The following is a 20,552-nucleotide window of genomic DNA, read 5'->3' on the forward strand; positions in this document are numbered from 1 at the left end:
TGTCTGTATCTAAGGTCAGGCTTTAGAAAGTCTGGCCGAGGGAGAATTGGAACACTTGAGTGTCTGCGTCATCCGGTTTCTTGATCGGCATGGCCAAGCTGAAGCTCAACGGGCCAAGCGCAGTCACCCAGGTCACACCAACACCCACAGAGCTGGCCAGGTTGCTGAAACCAATATCGCAATCCTTGGTGTCGCCCTTGCAGTTGGTGTCGAACACGTTACCCACATCCCAGAATACGGAGGTGCGCAGGGAACGCTGGTCTTTCACGAACGGCATCGGGAACAGAACTTCTACACCACCCTGGATCAGCACGTTACCACCGAATGGCAGCGGATCCTGGTCCGGGTCGGCGATGGTGCCTACGTTACCAGTTACACCCGCACCACGGCTTGGGGTACTGCGTGGGCCCAAAGCGCTGTCCTTGAAGCCACGTACCGAGTTGAAGCCACCGGCATAGTAGTTTTCATAAAACGGCAAGCCTTCGGTCGAACCATAGCCATCACCATAGCCCAACTCTGTGTGCAGGCGCATGGTGTAGGTGTCGGTCAACGGCTGGAACAGCTGAGCACGGTAGTCCAGTTTGTAGAACTGCAGGTCGCTGCCAGGAATGGTGGTTTCAAACACCAGGCTCTGCGAGCTGCCGCGAGTCGGCAATACGCCTTTGTTCAGGGTCGACTCAGACCAGCCAACCGACGCCTTGAAGTTGAGGTACTTGTCGCCTTCACGGTTTACGAAGTCGAAAATCTCGTCAACGGTGTACTGGCCGGTGCTGATTTCATCCTGCTGTACGGTCAGGCCGTAGGTCAGGCGCGATGTGTCGCTGATCGGGTAGCCCATGGTGATACCAGCACCCAGGCTGTCCACGGAGTAGTTTGCTACGTCAACGTCCAGATCTTTGTAGTCGGTGGTGCGGTAGAACGCGTTGTAACCCAGGCTCACGCCATCAGCTGTCCAGTACGGATCGACATAGCTGAAGTTGTAGCGGCTCTGGTATTCGCTGCGGGTCAGGCCAATGCTGACCTTGTTACCCGTACCCAGGAAGTTGTTCTGGGTAATCGAACCGCCCAGGATCAAACCGGCACTCTGGGCAAAACCGACGCTGGCGGTAATGGAACCCGACGCCTGCTCTTCCACTGCGTAGTTCACGTCAACCTGGTCGTCAGTGCCTGGCACTGCCGGCGTTTCGACGTTGACTTCCTTGAAGAAGCCCAGGCGCTCAAGGCGGACCTTGGACTGGTCAATCAGGTAAGTCGAAGCCCAGCCACCTTCCATCTGGCGCATTTCGCGACGCAGCACTTCGTCAGCCGACTTGGTGTTGCCGCGGTAGTTGATGCGGTTCACGTAAGCACGCTTGCCCGGATCGACCACAAAGGTGATGGCCACGGTGTGGTCTTCAGGGTTTGGTTGAGGCACGCCGTTGACGTTGGCGAAGGTGTAGCCTTCGTTACCCAGACGACGGGTGATCAGCTCGGAGGTGGTGGTCATCAGCTTGCGCGAGAACACCTGGCCCGGCTGAACCAGCAGCAGCGACTTGATCTGATCTTCCGGGACCTTGAGGTCACCGCTCAGCTTCACTTCGCCGACATTGTATTTTTCGCCTTCATTCACGTTGACGGTGATGTAGACGCTTTTCTTGTCAGGCGTGATCGATACCTGGGTCGAGGCGATATCCATGTTGATATAGCCGCGATCGAGGTAGTAGGAGCGCAGACGCTCAAGGTCACCCGACAGTTTTTCACGCGCGTACTTGTCGTCGTTCTTGAAGAACGACAGCCAGTTCGTGGTTTTGAGTTCGAACAGGTCAACCAGGTCGGCCTCAGGGAATACCGTGTTGCCCACCACGTTGATGTGCTGGATCGCGGCAACCGTGCCTTCGTTGATGTTGACCTTCAAGGCAACGCGGTTACGCGGCTCGGGCACCACTTCGGTGTCTACCGTCGCCGAATAGCGGCCCTGGGCAACATACTGGCGTTGCAGTTCGTTACGCACGCCTTCAAGGGTGGCACGCTGGAAGATTTCACCTTCGGCCAGGCCCGACTGCTTCAGACCTTTCATCAGGTCATCAGTAGAGATCGCCTTGTTGCCGTCAATGGTGATGCTGGAGACGGAGGGGCGTTCGACAACCGTGATAACAAGCACATTGCCATCACGACCCAGCTGGATATCCTGAAAGAAACCGGTTTTGAACAACGCACGAGTGGAATCCACCAGACGGCGGTCATCCGCTACTTCACCCACGTTCAGAGGCAACGCGCCAAACACGCTACCGGCGGAAACCCGCTGGAGGCCGTTGACACGGATATCAGAGATAGTGAAGGACTCGGCGTGAACTTCGGCGATCATCAGTACGGTGAGAACCGCAGTTAGCAGCAGACGTTTCATGAAGTCCTTTCTTATTCCAACTGGCAATAAACAAACTGCCGCAAAATGCGGCAGATTCGCAATTCAGCGAAGCGTTTACAGACGGCCCAGATCGTTGATCAAGGCAAGCAACATCACCCCGACCACCAAACTGATACCGATCTGCATTCCCCAACCCTGCACCCGATCCGACAAGGGACGACCACGCGCCCACTCGATCAGATAAAACAACAAATGTCCCCCATCCAGTACAGGTATGGGCAACAAATTCAGAACCCCTAGACTGATACTCAGATAAGCCAGGAAATTCAGGAAATCAGCAACACCCGACTGGGCAGAAGCGCCCGCCACTTTAGCAATGGTTATCGGTCCACTCAAGTTTTTTACCGAGAGCTCGCCGAACAACATTTTCTTCAGGGAGTCGAGCGTCAAAATGCTCATGGTCCAGGTGCGTTTGGCCCCCTCCCCGATTGCTGCGAGCGGGCCGTAGCTGACCTCGCGGATCATCGCTGGTGGCCAGTCGACACCTTTGACCCCGGCCCCCAGATAACCGGTTGCCGCCTTGCCTTCACCGCGAGCGGCCAGGGTAAGTGGAATGTCCAGTTGCACCCCGTCGCGCTCGACATGCACGACAATACGGGCTTCTGGGTGTACGCGAACCCAGTCCACGACCTGCTGCCAGTCCTTGACGGCCTGATCGTTGAGGGCCAACAGCTTGTCACCGGTTTTAAGCCCGGCAGCCTGGGCCGGACCTTTCGGATCGAGTTCTGCCAGAACGGCCGGCAACTCGGGGCGCCATGGGCGAATACCCAGAGATTTGATAGGGTCAGGCTCATCAGCGCCCTTGAGCCAGTCTTTCAACACCAGCTGATGGGCCGCCTCGGCGGTAGTACCCGGCTCACGCACCACAACCTGCAAGGAGCCGCTTTCACCCAGACGGCGAACCAGTTGCAGATTGACGTTGGACCAGCCTGTGGTTGGTTCGCCATCAATAGATACAATTTCCTGGCCTGCAACCAGACCGGCCTGCGCCGCCAGGCTGCCGCCCTCTACCGCACCGATAACCGGCCGCACTTGCTGGCTGCCCATCATTGCCAGCACCCAGAAGAACGCCATCGCCAGCATGAAGTTGGCAATCGGCCCGGCCGCAACAATGGCAATGCGCTGACCTACGGTCTTGCGGTTGAACGACTGATCGAGCTGGTCAGCAGGCACTTCGCCTTCACGCTCATCGAGCATCTTGACGTAGCCACCCAACGGGATGGCTGCCACGACAAACTCTGTGCCCTGACGATCATGCCAGCGCAGCAAGGGCGTACCGAAGCCCACGGAGAAGCGCAGAACCTTGACGCCACAACGGCGTGCCACCCAAAAGTGACCGAATTCATGAAAAGTGACCAGCACCCCCAATGCCACCAGGGTGCCAACAATCATATAGAGCGCACTCATCTACTTTCTCCGCGATTCTGTCCGGTTCCGGCAAACACCACTTTCAGCCGTTACGACTCAACCACTGTTCAGCCAGCATCCGGGCTTTGCTATCGGCGGCAAATACCGCGTCCAATTCGTCGACAGCCACAACTGGCTCGCTATTCAATACGTCTTCGATAATACGCGCGATCTGCGGATAACGGATTCGCCCGTCCAAAAAGGCGGCCACGGCAACCTCGTTCGCCGCATTGAGCATCGCCGGCGCACTATTGCCCGCCATCGCGGCCTCGCGCGCCAGGCGCAAACACGGGAAACGTTGCTCGTCAGGGCGCTGAAAGTCCAGCCGCGCCACCGCAAACAGGTCCAGCGGCGCTACACCCGAGTCAATCCGCTCAGGCCAGGCCAGGGCATTGGCAATCGGCGTGCGCATATCAGGGTTGCCCAACTGGGCCAGCACCGAGCCATCTACATAATCGACCAGCGAGTGGATCACGCTTTGCGGATGGATCACCACCTCGACCTGGTCCGGACGCGCATCGAACAACCAGCAGGCCTCGATCAGCTCCAGGCCCTTGTTCATCATGCTCGCCGAATCCACCGAAATCTTGCGCCCCATCGACCAGTTGGGATGAGCGCAGGCTTGATCCGGCGTGACGTGCTCAAGCTCGGCCAACGGCGTCTCACGGAACGGTCCGCCAGAGGCAGTGAGCAAAATCCGACGAACACCGACATTACCCAGGCCGCGGGCAAAATCCTGAGGCAAGCACTGGAAGATCGCATTGTGCTCGCTGTCGATGGGCAGCAAGACCGAACCGCTGCGACGCACGGCCTGCATAAACAGATCGCCGGTCATCACCAGCGCTTCTTTATTGGCCAGCAGTATCTTTTTGCCAGCATTCACCGCCGCCAGTGTCGGGCGCAGGCCTGCGGCACCGACAATGGCCGCCATGACCGCATCGACTTCAGGCGCCGAGGCAATCTGGCACAAGCCCTCTTCACCCACCAGCACTTCAGTGTTCAGCCCGGCCGCGCGCAGGCCAGCCTGCAACTGGCTGGCAGCCTGTTCATGGGGGACCACGGCAACTTGCGGCCGATGCTTGACACACAAGGCCAGCAGCTCGTCGAGACGGCTATAGCCGCTCAACGCGAACGCCTGATAGCGCTCGGGATGACGAGCAATAACATCCAGGGTGCTCAGGCCGATAGAGCCCGTAGCACCCAGAACAGTAATCTGTTGTGGACGACTCATGAAGCCGCCATCCACAGCAATACAGCAAATACAGGGATCGCCGCCGTCAGGCTGTCGATGCGATCCAGAACACCACCGTGACCCGGCAGCAGGTTGCTGCTGTCCTTGATCCCGGCCTGGCGCTTGAACATGCTTTCCGTAAGGTCGCCGACTACCGATATCAATACGATTACGGCAGCGCCCACCAACGCGGCAAACATCTGCGAAGCGCTCCAGCCACGCACCACCCCGACAACGGCAGTGATCAGCAGGCTCAGTAGCAAGCCACCAAAAACGCCTTCCCAGCTTTTGCCCGGGCTGACTTTAGGGGCGAGCTTGCGCTTGCCGAATTTGCGTCCGGAAAAATAAGCGCCGATATCTGCGCCCCACACCAGAACCATCACTGCCATGATCAGCCAGTTGCCAAGCGGCATCGCCTTGATCAGGACCAGACCTTGCCAGGCCGGCAACAGGATCAACAGGCCAATGACCAGCTTGCTGGCAATGCTCGACCAGTGAACGGCCGATTGCGGAAAGGTCAGCACAAAATAGGTCGCTGCCGCCCACCACAATACCGCCGCCCCCAGCACCCAGGGTGCCAGATCAGGAAAGAGGTGCAGGCCAAACAGCAGCACGGCCACTATCGCAGCAAACAGCACCCGCGCACCTTGCGCCTCAAAACCGGCAAGACGCGCCCATTCCCAGGCACCCAGGGTCACGACCAGGCCAATAAACAGCGCAAAGCCGCTGCCCTCGAGCAGGAAAAAGCCGCACAAGGCAATGGGCAGCAAGATAAGTGCAGTGATGATTCGTTGTTTAAGCATTAAACCCGGGCTCCAGCCTCAACCTGCTCGCTCGTTTTACCGAAGCGGCGCTGGCGAGAAGCGAAATCAGCCAATGCGTACTGCATGGCCTCGTGTTTGAAGTCCGGCCAGAACAGGTCGGAGAAGTACAACTCGGAATAGGCCAGCTGCCACAGCAGGAAATTGCTGATGCGGTGCTCGCCACCGGTGCGGATACACAGATCGGGCAATGGTAGATCGCCCGTTACCAGACAGGTTTGCAGCAAGCCCGCAGTGATATCCTCCGGTTGCAAGTGCCCTGCCTGGACCTGACGTGCCAACTGCTGTGCGGCCTGTGCGATATCCCACTGGCCACCGTAGTTGGCGGCAATCTGCAAGACAAAGCGGCCTTCGCCCACTGTCATTGCTTCCGCTTCACGCATCGCCTTTTGCAAATCGGGATGAAAGCGCGAGCGGTCGCCAATGATCCGCAGGCTGATCTCGTTTTCGTTGAGGCGCTTGGCCTCACGACGCAGCGCCCTGAAAAACAGATCCATCAAGGCACTGACTTCAGCGGCAGGCCGCTGCCAGTTTTCACTGGAAAACGCGAACAGGGTCAGTACCTCGACCCCCGCCTCGGCACATACTTCAATGACCGCACGAACCGCATCCACACCCGCTTTATGCCCGGCAACGCCCGGCAGAAAGCGTTTTTTCGCCCAGCGATTATTACCGTCCATGATGATCGCGACATGTCGCGGAACAGATGACGGGTCAGCCTGCTTCGTCTTTTCCATAAAACGCCCTGACCCTTATACGGCCATCAGGTCCGCTTCTTTCTGCTTGGTGGCAACTTCGATATCTGCCACGGCCTTGTCGGTCAGCTTCTGGATGTCATCAGCAGCACGACGCTCTTCGTCTTCGCTGATTTCCTTCTCCTTGACCAGATCTTTCAACTGGCTCAACGCGTCACGACGGATATTGCGCACGGCAATACGGGCGTCTTCAGCAGCATCACGCGCCTGCTTGGCGAAAACCTTACGGGTTTCTTCAGTCAGAGCCGGCATGGAGATCAGCAGCAACTCACCCAGGTTGGTCGGGTTGAGGTTCAGACCGGCGCTCTGGATAGCCTTGTCGACTGCGCCCAGCATGTTGCGCTCGAACGCTACAACTTGCAGGGTGCGGGAGTCTTTAACGGTGATGTTGGCTACCTGGCTGATCGGAGTATCCGAGCCATAGTAAGGCACCATCACGCTACCCAGAATGCTTGGGTGAGCCTTGCCGGTACGGATCTGGCCAAATGCATGAGCCAGGGATTCCAGCGACTTCTGCATGCGCGTTTGAGCGTCTTTCTTGATTTCGTTGATCATTGTTGACCTTCCTCGATCAGAGTACCTTCAGCGCCACCGTGGACAATATTGAGCAGGGCGCCGGGCTTGTTCATATTAAATACACGCAATGGCATTTTGTGGTCGCGGCACAGACAGATGGCCGTCAGGTCCATAACACCCAGTTTGCGATCCAGCACTTCATCGTAAGTCAGATGATCGAACTTCTCGGCATGCGGGTCTTTGAATGGATCTGCGGTGTACACGCCGTCAACCTTGGTTGCCTTGAGCACGACATCAGCGTCGATTTCGATAGCACGCAAGCAAGCTGCCGAATCCGTTGTAAAGAAAGGATTACCGGTGCCTGCAGCGAAAATCACCACATCTTTGGCATTCAGATGGCGCATGGCCTTACGACGATCGTAATGATCGGTCACACCCACCATGGAAATGGCCGACATAACGATGGCGGAGATATTCGCACGTTCCAGCGCATCGCGCATGGCCAGGGCGTTCATCACGGTAGCCAGCATGCCCATATGGTCGCCAGTCACACGATCCATACCGGCGGCGCTCAATGCGGCACCACGGAACAGGTTGCCACCACCAATTACCAATCCTACCTGAACGCCGATGCCGACCAACTGGCCCACTTCCAGCGCCATGCGGTCGAGTACCTTGGGGTCGATCCCGAACTCTTCAGAGCCCATCAGGGCTTCGCCGCTTAGCTTGAGTAGAATGCGTTTATAGCGAGCTTGATAACCACTGCCCTGCTGAGCCATTGCGAATCTCTCCTGCCGCGTTTTATAGATAATCTGTGCGAGGTCATTTTTCAACCCGCGCTTGTTCTAACTGTGGCACTGCACAGCAGCACCATCGGAACACGAATTTGCAAACCGGTTCCGCCGAGAAGGAAAAATCCCCTCCCATTTGAAAAGAGGCTGCGCGCGTGAGCGGGCAGCCTCTTCGGGTCGACAGTTTAAAACCGTCTTATTGCTTGCTGGCAGCCACTTGAGCAGCAACTTCAGCAGCGAAGTCGTCAACTGGCTTCTCGATGCCATCACCTACTTTGAAGTAAGTGAAGGAAACGATTTCAGCGCCGGCTTTCTTGGCCAGGTCACCGACTTTGATTTCCGGGTTCTTGACGAAAGCTTGCTCAACCAGGCTGGCTTCAGCCAGGAACTTGCTGATACGACCGGCAACCATTTTTTCAACGATTTCGGCTGGCTTGCCTTTGATCTTGTCTTCGTTGAGGCTCATGAACACGGTTTTTTCGCGTTCGATGGCATCAGCGGAAACTTGCGATGGCAGCAGGAACTCAGGGTTGCTTGCAGCGACGTGCATGGCGATGTCACGAGCCAGCTCGGCGTTGCCGCCTTTCAGAGCTACCACAACACCGATCTTGTTGCCGTGCAGGTAAGCGTCAACCACGTCGCCTTCGATGCGCGCCAGACGACGAATGTTTACGTTCTCGCCTACTTTACCAACCAGAATCAGACGAGCTTCTTCTTGAGCGGCGATCAGCGGAGCAACGTCGGTCAGCTTGTCAGCGAACGCTTTTTCAACGCTGTCGTTAACGAAGATTTTGAAGTCTTCTTGCAGAGCCAGGAAGTCGGTTTGCGAGTTGACTTCCAGAATTACAGCCGACTTGTTGTCGTCTGCAACTTTAACTGCGATAGCGCCTTCAGCAGCAACGTTACCTGCTTTTTTGGCTGCCTTGATGGCGCCCGAAGCACGCATGTCATCAATGGCTTTTTCGATGTCGCCGCCAGCCTTGGTCAAGGCTTTCTTGCAGTCCATCATGCCTTCGCCAGTACGCTCACGCAGTTCTTTAACCAACGCTGCAGTAATCTCTGCCATTTCAAAATTCCTCTTGGATAGGTTTTCAACCATTCCACCCGACCGAACGGGCGTTCAATTCGTTTGAAGCGCACCCCGAATCAACCGTGCAGGTCGCCATCTGATACAGATACAACAAGCAGGGTTACAACAAATGGATTTCGAGGTGGCAAAAAGGGGGCCAAGCCCCCTTTTTGCGTACTGAGTAAACGCTAGGCGTTAATTACTCAGCCTTCAACTACCGCTGCAGCTGGAGCTTCTTCGACGAAAACGTCGGTGCCGCCAGCAACGTGGTTACGGCCTTTGATCACAGCATCAGCCATCGCACCCATGTACAGCTGGATAGCGCGGATTGCGTCATCGTTACCCGGGATGATGTAGTCAACACCTTCTGGGCTGCTGTTGGTATCGACAACGCCGATTACCGGGATACCCAACTTGTTAGCTTCGGTGATCGCGATACGCTCGTGGTCAACGTCGATAACGAACAGAGCGTCTGGCAGACCGCCCATGTCCTTGATACCACCCAGGCTACGATCCAGCTTCTGCAGATCGCGAGTGCGCATCAGCGCCTCTTTCTTGGTCAGCTTGGCGAAAGTACCGTCTTCTGCCTGGATTTCAAGGTCACGCAGACGCTTGATCGAAGCACGAATGGTTTTGAAGTTGGTGAGCATGCCGCCCAACCAGCGGTGATCGACGTACGGCGAACCGCAACGTGCTGCTTCTTCAGCAACGATCTTGCCAGCGGAACGCTTGGTGCCGACGAACAGAATCTTGTTTTTGCCCTGGGCCAGACGCTCTACGAAAGTCAGAGCTTCGTTGAACATTGGCAGGGTTTTTTCAAGGTTGATGATGTGGATCTTGTTACGCGCGCCAAAGATGTATTTACCCATCTTCGGGTTCCAGTAACGGGTTTGGTGACCGAAGTGCACACCGGCCTTCAGCATATCGCGCATGTTGACTTGGGACATGATAGTTCCTTAATAAGTCGGGTTAGGCCTCCACGTATCCCAACGACCAACCAGCAGCTTCAAAGCTGAAGGCACCCAGGTCATCGTGTCGACACGTGTGTGGGTTTGTGCTCTGCGGGCTATACCCGCAAAGCGGCGCATTTTATACCACAAGATGCGTAAAAAACGAAGCGTGAATTCAGACTTTATTGTCAGGCCGTTGCCTGGCAAGGGTTTGCGCCAGTTTTGCGCTTGCCGCCTGCCGCCTGCCGCCTGCCCGACAATATTACTGCCGCCACCGAAATATTCCAAACACCGCTGGGCCCATCACAGAAGGCCGAACGCAGGTGCTGTTATGGGGGTGGCGCGGCAGGACGCCGCGCCAGCCGCGATGGGCCAAGGATGGCCCGTCGCGGCGTGCCCCCATAACAGTGCCGGAGTGAGGGCACCGGCGAGCCTTGGCGAGGCGGCCGTATGGTAGGGCCAAGACCTTTTGGTTACTTTTGGGATGGTCCGACACTCGGCGTTTGCCAAAAGTGACCCGCCGTAAGGGCGGAACCCGTAGAAAGCCGTGACACATCGAATGGATATGTACTCGGTGGTTTTAACGGGTGTACCGCGTACATACCCTGCATCTGCGTTTAATCGGTTTAGCGCGTACATATCCAGCATTCGCGCCCAACTGGCATTATGGTTTCGCTCTTACAGCGAGTCACTTTTTCCAAACGCCGAAAAAGTAACCATGGGCCTGTCCCGTGACAACGGACGCCAAGAAGCGATACTTAAATCGTTCTCTTGGAGGTTGCCATGTATCCATCTACTCGCCGTAACTATACCGATGAGTTCAAGACTCAAGCGGTTGCGCTGGCTGAAAGCGTTGGCAGAACCGAAGCGGCCCGCCAGCTAGAGATGTCAGTCAAAACGCTCGATAACTGGGTGGACGCCACGCGCAGGGGCCAACCGCTGAGTTCGCCCGAGCGCAAGCCAATTACGAAGGAAGACAGTGAGCTTGCCCGCCTGCGAGCCGAGGTTGCCGAGCTGAAAATGGAGCGTGAAATCCTAAAAAAGGCGGCGGTATTCTTCGCCAGAGAGTCCAGGTGAGATACGCCTTCGTCGCTGCTGAACGGACTCAATACCCGGTACAGGTGTTGTGTCGGGTGATGGAAGTCTCGACTTCAGGTTTCTACGATTACACGCACAGACAGCCTCGCCCTGATCCTGACGCTCAGATTCGCATTGCGTTGCGCAGTGCTTATGCGGCCAGTCGAAAAACCTATGGGCGGCCACGGTTGGTAGCCGCCTTGCGCCAGAAATCGTTCGCAGTGGGCCACAAACGGGTCAGGCGGTTGATGCGCGAGGAGCGGATACAGGGCAAGTCCAAAGGAGGTTTCAGGCCCTGCACCACTGACAGCTGTCATTATTTGCCGGTGGCGAGCAATGTGTTAGCGCGTCAGTTTTCTATCGATAACCCCACGCCGACCTGGGTCAGTGATATCACCTATCTCCCAACCAGAGAGGGTTGGTTGTATCTAGCGATAGTGTTAAGCATCCAGACCCGCCAGATCTTGGGCTACAGCTTGTCGGACCGCATGCCAGATGGTTTGGTCGAAAGCGCGTTTTTGAATGCCTGGAGCGCCTGTTCTGGCAGCAGTGGAGCAGTATTTCACTCCGATCAGGGCCGTCAGTACGCAAGCAGTAAGTTCCGTTTGACGCTGGCCAAGAAGGACTTCACCCAGAGCATGAGTCGAAAGGGAAATTGCTGGGACAACGCAGTGGCCGAGAGCTTTTTCGCTACGCTGAAAAGAGAGGAGGCTTTCGGGGTCTACCCCACAAAAAAACAGGCACAGCTATCAATCGCCAGCTATGTACATGGGTTTTACAACAGCAGTCGACTGCACTCAGCTCTGGGATATCGTTCTCCGAACGAATATGCAAAGAGCTTGAGGCAGAAGACTCGATAGCCAGCTTCTTGGCGTCCGCTGCAGGGAGACAGGCCCACCAAAAAGGCTTGCCCCTGGCGTACGGCCTTCGCTGCGCTCAGGTTCCCTCGCTCCGGTCCCGCTCCGTGGGCACGCCGCCACGGGCCATCCATGGCCCATCGCGGCTCTCCCGGCATCCATGCCGGTCAACCCACTACACAGAACCTCCTCTCGGCCTCCCGATGGGGCAGGCAGATCAAAATCAAAAGCCAACTCAAAAACAGATCCAAAGCAGATCCAAAGCAGATCCAAAGCAGATTAAAAACAGGTGCTTTGGTCGCCCGGCTTTTTTGCCCTGGCCTTGGAATAGAACCAGAATGCTCCTATCTATTAAGAGAAGCGATGGCTACAGGCCCACGACTAACGCCGACCGTCTGTTAGAATCGCTCTTTTATGACGGCGTGCCACGATTCACAGCACGCCCGCAATCCTGATGATGAGCGCCAACGCGCGAAGAGAGCCCGAATGACCGTCACCCTCAAAACCCCCGAGGACATCGCAAAAATGCGTATCGCCGGCAAACTGGCCGCCGAAGTCCTGGAAATGATCGCCGAATACGTCAAGCCCGGCGTTACCACCGAAGAGCTGGACCGCATTTGCCATGACTATATCGTCAATGTGCAAAAGGCCATCCCTGCCCCGCTCAACTATAAAGGCTTCCCCAAGTCGATCTGTACCTCGATCAACCATGTGGTATGCCACGGCATCCCGGGCGACAAGGTCCTGAAGGACGGCGACACCCTGAACATCGACGTCACCGTGATCAAGGACGGCTATCACGGCGATACCAGCCGCATGTTCCACGTCGGCAAGGTACCGGTATGGGCCGAGCGCCTGTCCCAGGTGACCCAGGAATGCATGTACAAGGCTATCGAAATCGTCAAGCCGGGCTGCCGCCTGGGCGATATCGGTGAAGTGATCCAGAAGCACGCTGAAAAGAACGGTTTTTCTGTAGTACGCGAGTTCTGCGGCCACGGTATCGGCAAGGTGTTCCACGAAGAGCCGCAGATCCTGCACTACGGCCGCGCCGGCACCGGCATGGAACTGAAGGCCGGCATGACCTTCACCATCGAGCCGATGATCAACCAGGGCAAGGCCGACACCAAGGTGCTGGGCGACGGTTGGACCGCCATCACCAAGGACCGCAAGCTGTCTGCCCAGTGGGAACACACCCTGCTGGTCACCGACACCGGCTACGAGATCTTCACCCTGCGCAGCGATGACACCATCCCCCGCGTTTCGGCCTGATCCTTGCGTGTTTTCATCGTTTAACCCGTAAAACCCACGACAGGAATGCCAATCGATGCCGCAGGTGGATCCAGAACTTTTTGACCGCGGCCAGTTCCAGGCCGAACTGGCATTGAAGGCAAGCCCCATTGCCGCTTTCAAAAAGGCGATCCGCCAGGCACGGGAGGTACTCGACGAACGCTTCAAAAAGGGGCGTGATATTCGCCGCCTGATCGAAGATCGTGCATGGTTCGTCGATAACATCCTGCAACAGGCCTGGGACCAGTTCAGCTGGAGCGATCAGGCCGATATAGCGCTGGTTGCCGTCGGCGGCTATGGCCGGGGCGAATTGCACCCCTACTCCGATATCGATCTGCTGATCCTGCTGGATAACGCTGACCACGAAGTGTTCCGAGACTCTATCGAGCGCTTTCTGACTTTACTGTGGGACATTGGCCTGGAAGTAGGCCAGAGCGTTCGCTCGGTAGATGAATGCGCCGAGCAGGCCCGCGCCGACCTGACCATCATCACCAACCTGATGGAAAGCCGCACCGTGGCCGGCCCCGAGCGTCTGCGCCAGCGCATGCTGGATGTCACCAGCACTGCCCATATGTGGCCCAGCAAAGAGTTTTTCCTGGCCAAGCGCGCCGAACAAAAGGCCCGCCACCACAAGTACAACGACACCGAATACAACCTGGAACCCAACGTCAAAGGCTCGCCCGGCGGCCTGCGCGATATCCAGACCATTTTGTGGGTAGCCCGTCGCCAGTACGGCACCCTGAACCTGCGCGCCCTGGCCGGCGAAGGCTTTCTGGTCGAGAGCGAGCATGCCCTGCTCGCCTCGTCCCAGGAGTTTTTGTGGAAGGTGCGCTATGCCCTGCACATGCTCGCCGGCCGCGCCGAAGACCGTCTGCTGTTCGACCATCAGCGCAGCATCGGCGAGCTGCTGGGTTTTGCCGGCGAAGACGCCAAGCAGACCATCGAAAATTTCATGCAGCAGTACTACCGGGTGGTCATGAGCATTGCCCAGCTCAGCGACCTGATCATCCAGCACTTCGAAGAAGTGATCCTCGCCCCCGAGGACGAAGCGCCACCAACCCCGTTGAACTCGCGCTTCCAGTTGCACGATGGCTATATCGAAGCCACCAGCGACCACGTATTCAAGCGCACGCCCTTCGCCATGCTGGAAATCTTCCTGCTGATGGCCCAGCACCCCGAGATCAAGGGCGTGCGGGCCGACACCATCCGCCTGCTGCGTGAACATCGCTACCTGATCGACGACGATTTCCGCAAGGACATCCGCAATACCAGCCTGTTTATCGAACTGTTCAAGTGCAAGATTGGCATCCACCGCAACCTGCGCCGAATGAACCGCTACGGCATTCTCGGCCGTTACCTGCCCGAATTCGGCTTTATCGTCGGGCAAATGCAGCACGACCTGTTCCACATCTATACGGTCGACGCCCACACCCTGAACCTGATCAAGCACCTGCGTAAGTTGCAGTACACCCAGGTGTCAGAGAAATTCCCGCTGGCCAGTAAGCTGATGGCCAAGTTGCCCAAGCCCGAGCTGATTTACCTGGCGGGCCTGTACCACGACATCGGCAAGGGCCGCCACGGCGACCACTCCGAAATCGGTGCCGTGGATGCCGAAGCGTTCTGCATCCGCCACCAGTTGCCGCAGTGGGACACACGCCTGATCGTGTGGCTGGTGCAAAACCACCTGGTGATGTCCACCACCGCCCAGCGCAAGGACCTGTCGGACCCGCAAGTCATCCATGACTTTGCGCAGACCGTCGTCGACGAAACCCACCTCGACTACCTCTATGTGCTGACTGTCGCCGATATCAACGCCACCAACCCGACGCTATGGAACTCCTGGCGCGCCAGCCTGTTGCGCCAGCTCTACACCGAGACCAAGCGCGCCCTGCGCCGTGGCCTGGAAAACCCGGTGGACCGTGAAGAACAGATCCGCCAGACGCAAAGTGCAGCGCTGGACATTCTGGTGCGCGGCGGCACCGACCAGGACGACGTCGAGCAACTGTGGTCACAGCTGGGCGACGATTATTTCCTGCGCCACTCTTCGGCCGACGTGGCCCTGCACACCGAGGCGATCCTGCAGCAACCAGCCGATGGCGGCCCGCTGGTGCTGATCAAGGAAACCACCCAGCGCGAGTTCGAGGGCGGCACGCAGATCTTTATCTACGCCCCCGACCAGCACGATTTCTTCGCCGTGACCGTGGCCGCGATGGACCAGCTCAACCTCAACATCCATGACGCGCGCATCATCACCTCCAGCAGCCAGTTCACCCTCGACACCTATATCGTGCTCGACAACGACGGCGGTTCGATCGGCAACAACCCGGCGCGGATCGAAAAAATCCGCAAGGGCCTGACCGAAGCCCTGCGCAATCCGGATGACTACCCGACCATCATCCAGCGCCGGGTACCGCGCCAGCTCAAGCACTTTGCCTTTGCACCCCAGGTGACGATCCATAACGATGCCCAGCGCCCGGTGACCGTGCTGGAGCTCAGCGCCCCCGACCGCCCGGGCCTGCTGGCCCGCATCGGGATGATCTTCCTGGAGTTCGACCTGTCGCTGCAAAACGCCAAGATCGCCACCCTTGGCGAGCGCGTAGAAGACGTATTTTTCATCACCGATGCAAACAACCAGCCGCTGTCCGACCCGCAGCTGTGCATGCGTTTGCAGGAAGCGATCGTCGAGCAACTGACGGTCAATCAGGATTCAACCCCAGAACCGTGGCGCCTGAGCATTTAACCGCCGCCGAGTGAGACCCGCACCCCATGAACAACGCTTTGAACCAGCTGCAGCCTTACCCGTTCGAAAAACTGCGCGCCCTGCTTGGCAGCGTGCAGCCCAACGCCGACAAGCGTGCGATTGCCCTGTCGATTGGCGAACCGAAACACCGCTCCCCGGACTTCGTGGCCAAGGCGCTGGCTGACAACCTCGACCAGATGGCGGTGTACCCGACCACCCTGGGCATCCCGGCGCTGCGCGAAGCCATCGCCGGCTGGGCCGAGCGGCGCTTCAATGTACCCAAGGGCTGGCTCGACCCGGCGCGCAACATCCTGCCGGTCAATGGCACCCGTGAAGCCCTGTTTGCTTTCACCCAGACCGTGGTCAACCGTGGCGACGACGCCCTGGTCGTCAGCCCGAACCCGTTCTATCAGATCTACGAAGGCGCAGCCTTCCTCGCCGGCGCCCAGCCGCACTACCTGCCGTGCCTGGCCGAGCATGGTTTCAACCCGGATTTCGATGCGGTGTCCGTCGACACCTGGAAGCGCTGCCAGATCCTGTTCCTGTGCTCGCCAGGCAACCCGACCGGCGCGCTGATCCCGCTCGACACCCTGAAAAAATTGATCGCCCTGGCCGACGAACACGACTTCGTGATCGCTGCGGACGAGTGCTACAGCGAGCTGTATTTCGACGAGCAAACCCCGCCGGTCGGCCTGCTCAGCGCCTGCGTGGCCCTGGGCCGCGAAGACTTCAAACGCTGCGTGGTGTTCCACAGCCTGTCCAAGCGCTCGAACCTGCCGGGTTTGCGTTCCGGTTTTGTGGCGGGAGATGCCGACATCCTCAAGGCGTTCCTGCTGTACCGCACTTACCACGGCTGCGCCATGCCGGTGCAAACCCAGCTGGCCAGCATTGCGGCCTGGAACGACGAAGAGCACGTACGCACCAACCGTGACCTGTATCGCGAGAAGTTCGATGCGGTGCTGGAGATTTTGACCCCGGTGCTGGACGTACAACGCCCGGATGGCGGTTTTTACCTGTGGCCCAAGGTTGAAGGTGACGATGCCGAGTTCTGTCGCGATTTGTTTGTCGAAGAGCACGTTACCGTAGTGCCGGGTTCGTACCTGTCCCGTGAGGTAGACGGCTTCAACCCGGGGGCTGGGCGCGTGCGCATGGCTCTGGTTGCGCCACTGGCTGAGTGCGTGGAAGCCGCCGGACGCATCCGCGATTTTATCCAGCGTCGCCGCTAATCCGCTCCCGTGGGAGCGGGCTTGCTCGCGATGGCATCACTGCGATTTGGCTGAGACACCTCATCGCTTGCATCGCGAGCAAGCCCGCTCCCACATAAAGCGGGATTATTTCACCGTGCCCAGGTTGGCTTCGCTCAAGTCCAGATCCTTGAGGATCTCGCTCAGGGCGTCATCGCCGATTTCATGGTGACGGCGCAAGCTGTACAGCTCCAACCGCTGCGCCCGCAGTGCCTTGAGCCGTAAACGGCTCTCCAGCTGGTCCATTTGCGAAGCCAGTGCCTGGGCTTCTGCCGAGTCGTTGTACACCTCCAGCTGATGACGGTACTCGGACATGATCCGCGCCTTCAGCTCAGCCGCCAGAGCTGCCTGGGCCGCATCCTGCTGACCATCGGCCTCCACCACCTCTTCTGCCTCCAGCGCGTGAATCGCCGCTTCTGCTGTGCGCCGCCAGGCTTCGCGCACTTCCTTGCGCATGGCATCGTCCGGGCTTTTTGGAATACCGCGCAACAACACGGGCAAGGCGATGCAGGCCGCCACCAGCGACAGCAATATCACTCCGGCAGCAATAAAGATCAGCAAATCACGCTCAGGGAAATTCAAACCCTCACTGACCAGTAATGGCACCGACATCACACCCGCCAGCGTTACCGCTCCACGCACCCCGCCCACGGTCAACAGCCAGCAGGAGCGCGCCGTCGGCACCATTGTCAGCTCGCCCTTGCCACGCCAGCGGCGCAGCAGACCCGACAGCCGCCAGATGCTCTGCACCCAGATAAAGCGCAGCGCCAACAACACCAGAAAAATCGCCACCACATCCAGGCAGCGGTACATCAGGGTTGGCCACAAGGTGGTTTCGTGGCTGACCACCGCCTTGATGATGTCCGGCAGTTGCAGCCCCAATAGCAAAAAGATCAGGCCGTTGAAGGCAAATTCCAGCAGCGACCACACACTGCGGTTAAGCAGGCGGGTGCTGGTCTGACGCGGCAACAGGTCCAGCCAGCTCTGCATCATCCCCGCAGCAACCGCCGACAGGATGCCCGATGCGCCCAGTCGCTCGGCCAGTACATAGGCGGCAAAAGGCAGCAGCAACATGAACACCACATGGGTCGCCGGGTCATCCCAGCCGCGAGCGATCATCCATGCCCGCAAACGCCCGACCAGCCAGCTCAACGCCACGCCGATAGCCAGCCCGCCGCAGGCCACCAGGACAAAAGTCAGGCTGGCGTTGGCCAGCGAGAACACCCCGGTAATGGCCGCTGCCAGGGCGAACTTGAATGTCACCAGGCCCGTAGCGTCATTCATCAACGCCTCGCCTTGCAGCATATGCATCAAGGGCGCCGGCAGACGGTTTTGGGCAATGGCCGAGACGGCCACCGCATCGGTGGGTGACAACACCGCGGCCAGGGCAAATGCCACCGGCAAGGGAATGCTCGGCAGCAGCCAGTGGATGAAATAACCCGCCCCCACCACCGTAAACAGCACCAGCCCCACCGCCAGGGTCAGAATCGGCCCACGCAGGCGCCAGAACTCACGCTTGGGCATGCGCCAGCCATCCGAGAACAGCAGCGGCGGCAAGAACAGAAACAGGAACAGCTCAGGTTCCAGCGCCACATGCAGGCCCAGTGTCGGCCAGGCCAGTACAGCGCCGGCAGCAATCTGCACCAGCGGCAAAGGCAACGGTATGACACGCCCCAACAGACGCGAAACCCCCACCAGCATCAGCAGGATAAGGACGGTATAGGCGGTTTGCATATCAGCAGAGTTCCCGAACGATCAGTTTTAAACTAAATAAATAGCAACAATTTCCCATTGCGCTCCATAGTAGCGTCTAACCGTAAAAGCCGAGCCTGAACAAAAGTAGCAGTGCGACGACATGTCACAAGTCTGTGCCAAGCTCGCAGCCATTCACGCCCAAGGGCGCTGCACATGGCATAATCCGCGACCGCTCATTTACCGCATCTCCAAAGGAGGGGCAATTTCCGTGACCGACTCAAGCAAGACGTTGCACCTTTTCGGCATCAAAGCCTGCGACACCATGAAAAAGGCTCGCACCTGGCTCGATGAGCATGCAGTGCGCTACGACTTTCATGACTACAAAAGCAGCGGCATTGACCGTGAACACCTGACCCAATGGTGTAACGAGCACGGCTGGCAAGTGGTGCTCAACCGCGCCGGTACAACCTTTCGCAAGCTCGACGACGAACGCAAAGCCGATCTCGACCAAGCGAAGGCCATTGAACTGATGCTCGCCCAACCCTCGATGATCAAGCGCCCGGTGCTCGATCTCGGTGACAAAACCCTGATTGGCTTCAAGCCAGATCTTTATGCGGCGGCCCTTCTGTAAGCGCCCGCCCATTTATTTTTTGTAAGAGGTAATTGCATGTCTACTACCCTGTTCAGCGCAGCCTTCGGCGTCGGCACCCAAAACCGTCAAGGCGCATGGCTGGAAGTGTTCTACGCACAACCCCTGATCAATCCATCGGCCGAGCTGATTGCAGCCATCGCACCGATTCTGGGCTACACCGGTGGCAATCAGGCAATCACCTTTACCACCGCACAAGCCGCTCAAATGGCAGAAGCCGTCAAGCCTGTGGACGCTGCTCAAGCGGCCCTGCTGACCCGCCTGGCCGAAAGCCACAAGCCGCTGGTCGCGACCCTGCTGGCCGAAGACGCCACGCTGACCTCCACGCCTGAGGCCTACCTCAAGCTGCACCTGCTGTCCCATCGCCTGGTCAAGCCCCACGGCCTGAGCCTGGCGGGTGTGTTCCCGCTGCTACCAAACGTTGCATGGACCAGCCAGGGCGCCATCGATCTGGGCGAACTGGCCGAGCGTCAACTTGAAGCGCGCCTGCGTGGCGATCTGCTGGAAGTGTTCTCGGTCGACAAGTTCCCGAAAATGACCGACTACGTTGTCCCTGCCGGCGTGCGCATCGCTGACGCGGCGCGTATTCGCCTGGGTGCTTATGTGGGCGAAGGCACCACAGTGATGCACGAAGGCTTCGTCAACTTCAACGCCGGCACCGAAGGCCCGGGCATGATCGAAGGCCGTGTTTCGGCTGGCGTGTTCGTGGGCAAAGGTTCGGACCTGGGCGGCGGCTGCTCGACCATGGGCACCCTCTCGGGCGGTGGCAACATCGTGATCAAGGTTGGCGAAGGCTGCCTGATCGGCGCCAACGCCGGTATCGGCATCCCGCTGGGTGACCGCAACACCGTTGAGTCCGGCCTGTACGTGACCGCGGGTACCAAAGTGGCCCTGCTGGACGAAAACAACCAGCTGGTCAAAGTGGTCAAGGCCCGTGACCTGGCTGGCCAGCCTGACCTGTTGTTCCGTCGCAACTCGGAAACCGGCGCTGTGGAATGCAAGACCCACAAGTCGGCCATCGAGCTGAACGAAGCACTGCACGCGCACAACTAAGCGTCT

17 protein-coding genes are annotated in these 20,552 nt (G+C 58.3%); 7 read left to right on the plus strand and 10 right to left on the minus strand.

Features of this window, described 5'->3' with window-relative positions; translation table 11 throughout:
- Nucleotides 1-22 precede the first annotated feature (22 nt).
- From bamA to rpsB, 9 genes are all read right to left on the minus strand, one after another.
- Nucleotides 23-2,383, minus strand: coding sequence for an outer membrane protein assembly factor BamA (bamA, locus tag BLU25_RS09225; protein WP_016781987.1), 2,361 nt, complete (start codon nucleotides 2,381-2,383; stop codon nucleotides 23-25).
- 75 nt (nucleotides 2,384-2,458) lie between these two features.
- Nucleotides 2,459-3,811: an RIP metalloprotease RseP gene (gene rseP / locus BLU25_RS09230; protein ID WP_016781986.1), complete on the minus strand. Its 1,353-nt coding sequence runs from the start codon at nucleotides 3,809-3,811 to the stop codon at nucleotides 2,459-2,461.
- A gap of 43 nt (nucleotides 3,812-3,854) precedes the next feature.
- Nucleotides 3,855-5,042: a 1-deoxy-D-xylulose-5-phosphate reductoisomerase gene (ispC, locus tag BLU25_RS09235; RefSeq protein ID WP_083369606.1), complete on the minus strand. Its 1,188-nt coding sequence runs from the start codon at nucleotides 5,040-5,042 to the stop codon at nucleotides 3,855-3,857.
- Nucleotides 5,039-5,845 (minus strand): phosphatidate cytidylyltransferase, encoded by an 807-nt coding sequence (locus BLU25_RS09240; protein ID WP_016781985.1) that lies wholly within the window; start codon nucleotides 5,843-5,845, stop codon nucleotides 5,039-5,041. The genes ispC and BLU25_RS09240 overlap by 4 nt, the downstream gene beginning before the upstream one ends.
- Nucleotides 5,845-6,600 carry a polyprenyl diphosphate synthase gene (gene uppS, locus BLU25_RS09245; RefSeq protein ID WP_016781984.1) on the minus strand — a complete coding sequence of 252 codons (756 nt, stop codon included), beginning with the start codon at nucleotides 6,598-6,600 and terminating at the stop codon, nucleotides 5,845-5,847. The genes BLU25_RS09240 and uppS overlap by 1 nt, the downstream gene beginning before the upstream one ends.
- A gap of 15 nt (nucleotides 6,601-6,615) precedes the next feature.
- Nucleotides 6,616-7,173, minus strand: a complete 558-nt coding sequence (frr, locus tag BLU25_RS09250) for a ribosome recycling factor (protein WP_016781983.1) — start codon at nucleotides 7,171-7,173, stop codon at nucleotides 6,616-6,618.
- Entirely contained in the window at nucleotides 7,170-7,913 is a 744-nt protein-coding gene (gene pyrH / locus BLU25_RS09255) for a UMP kinase (protein ID WP_003440426.1), read from the minus strand. Before pyrH ends, frr begins: the two co-directional genes overlap by 4 nt.
- Nucleotides 7,914-8,121: 208 nt before the next feature.
- Nucleotides 8,122-8,991 (minus strand): translation elongation factor Ts, encoded by an 870-nt coding sequence (tsf, locus tag BLU25_RS09260; protein WP_083369607.1) that lies wholly within the window; start codon nucleotides 8,989-8,991, stop codon nucleotides 8,122-8,124.
- Between the two features lie 206 nt (nucleotides 8,992-9,197).
- Nucleotides 9,198-9,941 (minus strand): 30S ribosomal protein S2, encoded by a 744-nt coding sequence (rpsB, locus tag BLU25_RS09265; protein ID WP_016781981.1) that lies wholly within the window; start codon nucleotides 9,939-9,941, stop codon nucleotides 9,198-9,200.
- Between the two features lie 786 nt (nucleotides 9,942-10,727).
- On the opposite strand from rpsB, the gene BLU25_RS09270 reads away from it, so the two are divergent.
- The 5 genes from BLU25_RS09270 to dapC all read left to right on the plus strand — a co-directional run bounded on the left by BLU25_RS09270 (nucleotide 10,728) and on the right by dapC (nucleotide 17,131).
- A complete protein-coding gene (locus BLU25_RS09270; RefSeq protein WP_083369542.1) occupies nucleotides 10,728-11,021 on the plus strand; it encodes a transposase in 294 nt (97 codons plus the stop codon).
- A complete protein-coding gene (locus BLU25_RS09275; protein WP_083369543.1) occupies nucleotides 11,018-11,881 on the plus strand; it encodes an IS3 family transposase in 864 nt (287 codons plus the stop codon). Before BLU25_RS09270 ends, BLU25_RS09275 begins: the two co-directional genes overlap by 4 nt.
- A 411-nt stretch (nucleotides 11,882-12,292) precedes the next feature.
- Nucleotides 12,293-13,147, plus strand: a complete 855-nt coding sequence (map, locus tag BLU25_RS09285; RefSeq protein WP_081481070.1) for a type I methionyl aminopeptidase — start codon at nucleotides 12,293-12,295, stop codon at nucleotides 13,145-13,147.
- Between the two features lie 55 nt (nucleotides 13,148-13,202).
- Nucleotides 13,203-15,905 carry a [protein-PII] uridylyltransferase gene (locus BLU25_RS09290; protein WP_016781979.1) on the plus strand — a complete coding sequence of 901 codons (2,703 nt, stop codon included), beginning with the start codon at nucleotides 13,203-13,205 and terminating at the stop codon, nucleotides 15,903-15,905.
- A 26-nt stretch (nucleotides 15,906-15,931) separates the two neighbouring features.
- Nucleotides 15,932-17,131, plus strand: a complete 1,200-nt coding sequence (gene dapC / locus BLU25_RS09295; protein ID WP_016781978.1) for a succinyldiaminopimelate transaminase — start codon at nucleotides 15,932-15,934, stop codon at nucleotides 17,129-17,131.
- Nucleotides 17,132-17,236: 105 nt separating this feature from the next.
- Here the strand turns inward: dapC and BLU25_RS09300 are convergent, their stop codons facing one another.
- Complete coding sequence (locus BLU25_RS09300; protein ID WP_083369608.1) at nucleotides 17,237-18,883, minus strand: Na+/H+ antiporter; 1,647 nt, start codon at nucleotides 18,881-18,883, stop codon at nucleotides 17,237-17,239.
- A gap of 283 nt (nucleotides 18,884-19,166) precedes the next feature.
- On the opposite strand from BLU25_RS09300, the gene BLU25_RS09305 reads away from it, so the two are divergent.
- Entirely contained in the window at nucleotides 19,167-19,475 is a 309-nt protein-coding gene (locus BLU25_RS09305) for an arsenate reductase (RefSeq protein ID WP_228795906.1), read from the plus strand.
- A 36-nt stretch (nucleotides 19,476-19,511) separates the two neighbouring features.
- Complete coding sequence (gene dapD, locus BLU25_RS09310) at nucleotides 19,512-20,546, plus strand: 2,3,4,5-tetrahydropyridine-2,6-dicarboxylate N-succinyltransferase (protein ID WP_016781975.1); 1,035 nt, start codon at nucleotides 19,512-19,514, stop codon at nucleotides 20,544-20,546.
- The last annotated feature ends 6 nt before the right edge of the window (nucleotides 20,547-20,552 follow it).

The sequence above is a fragment of the Pseudomonas fragi genome (assembly GCF_900105835.1).
GTDB classification, from domain to species: domain Bacteria; phylum Pseudomonadota; class Gammaproteobacteria; order Pseudomonadales; family Pseudomonadaceae; genus Aquipseudomonas; species Aquipseudomonas fragi.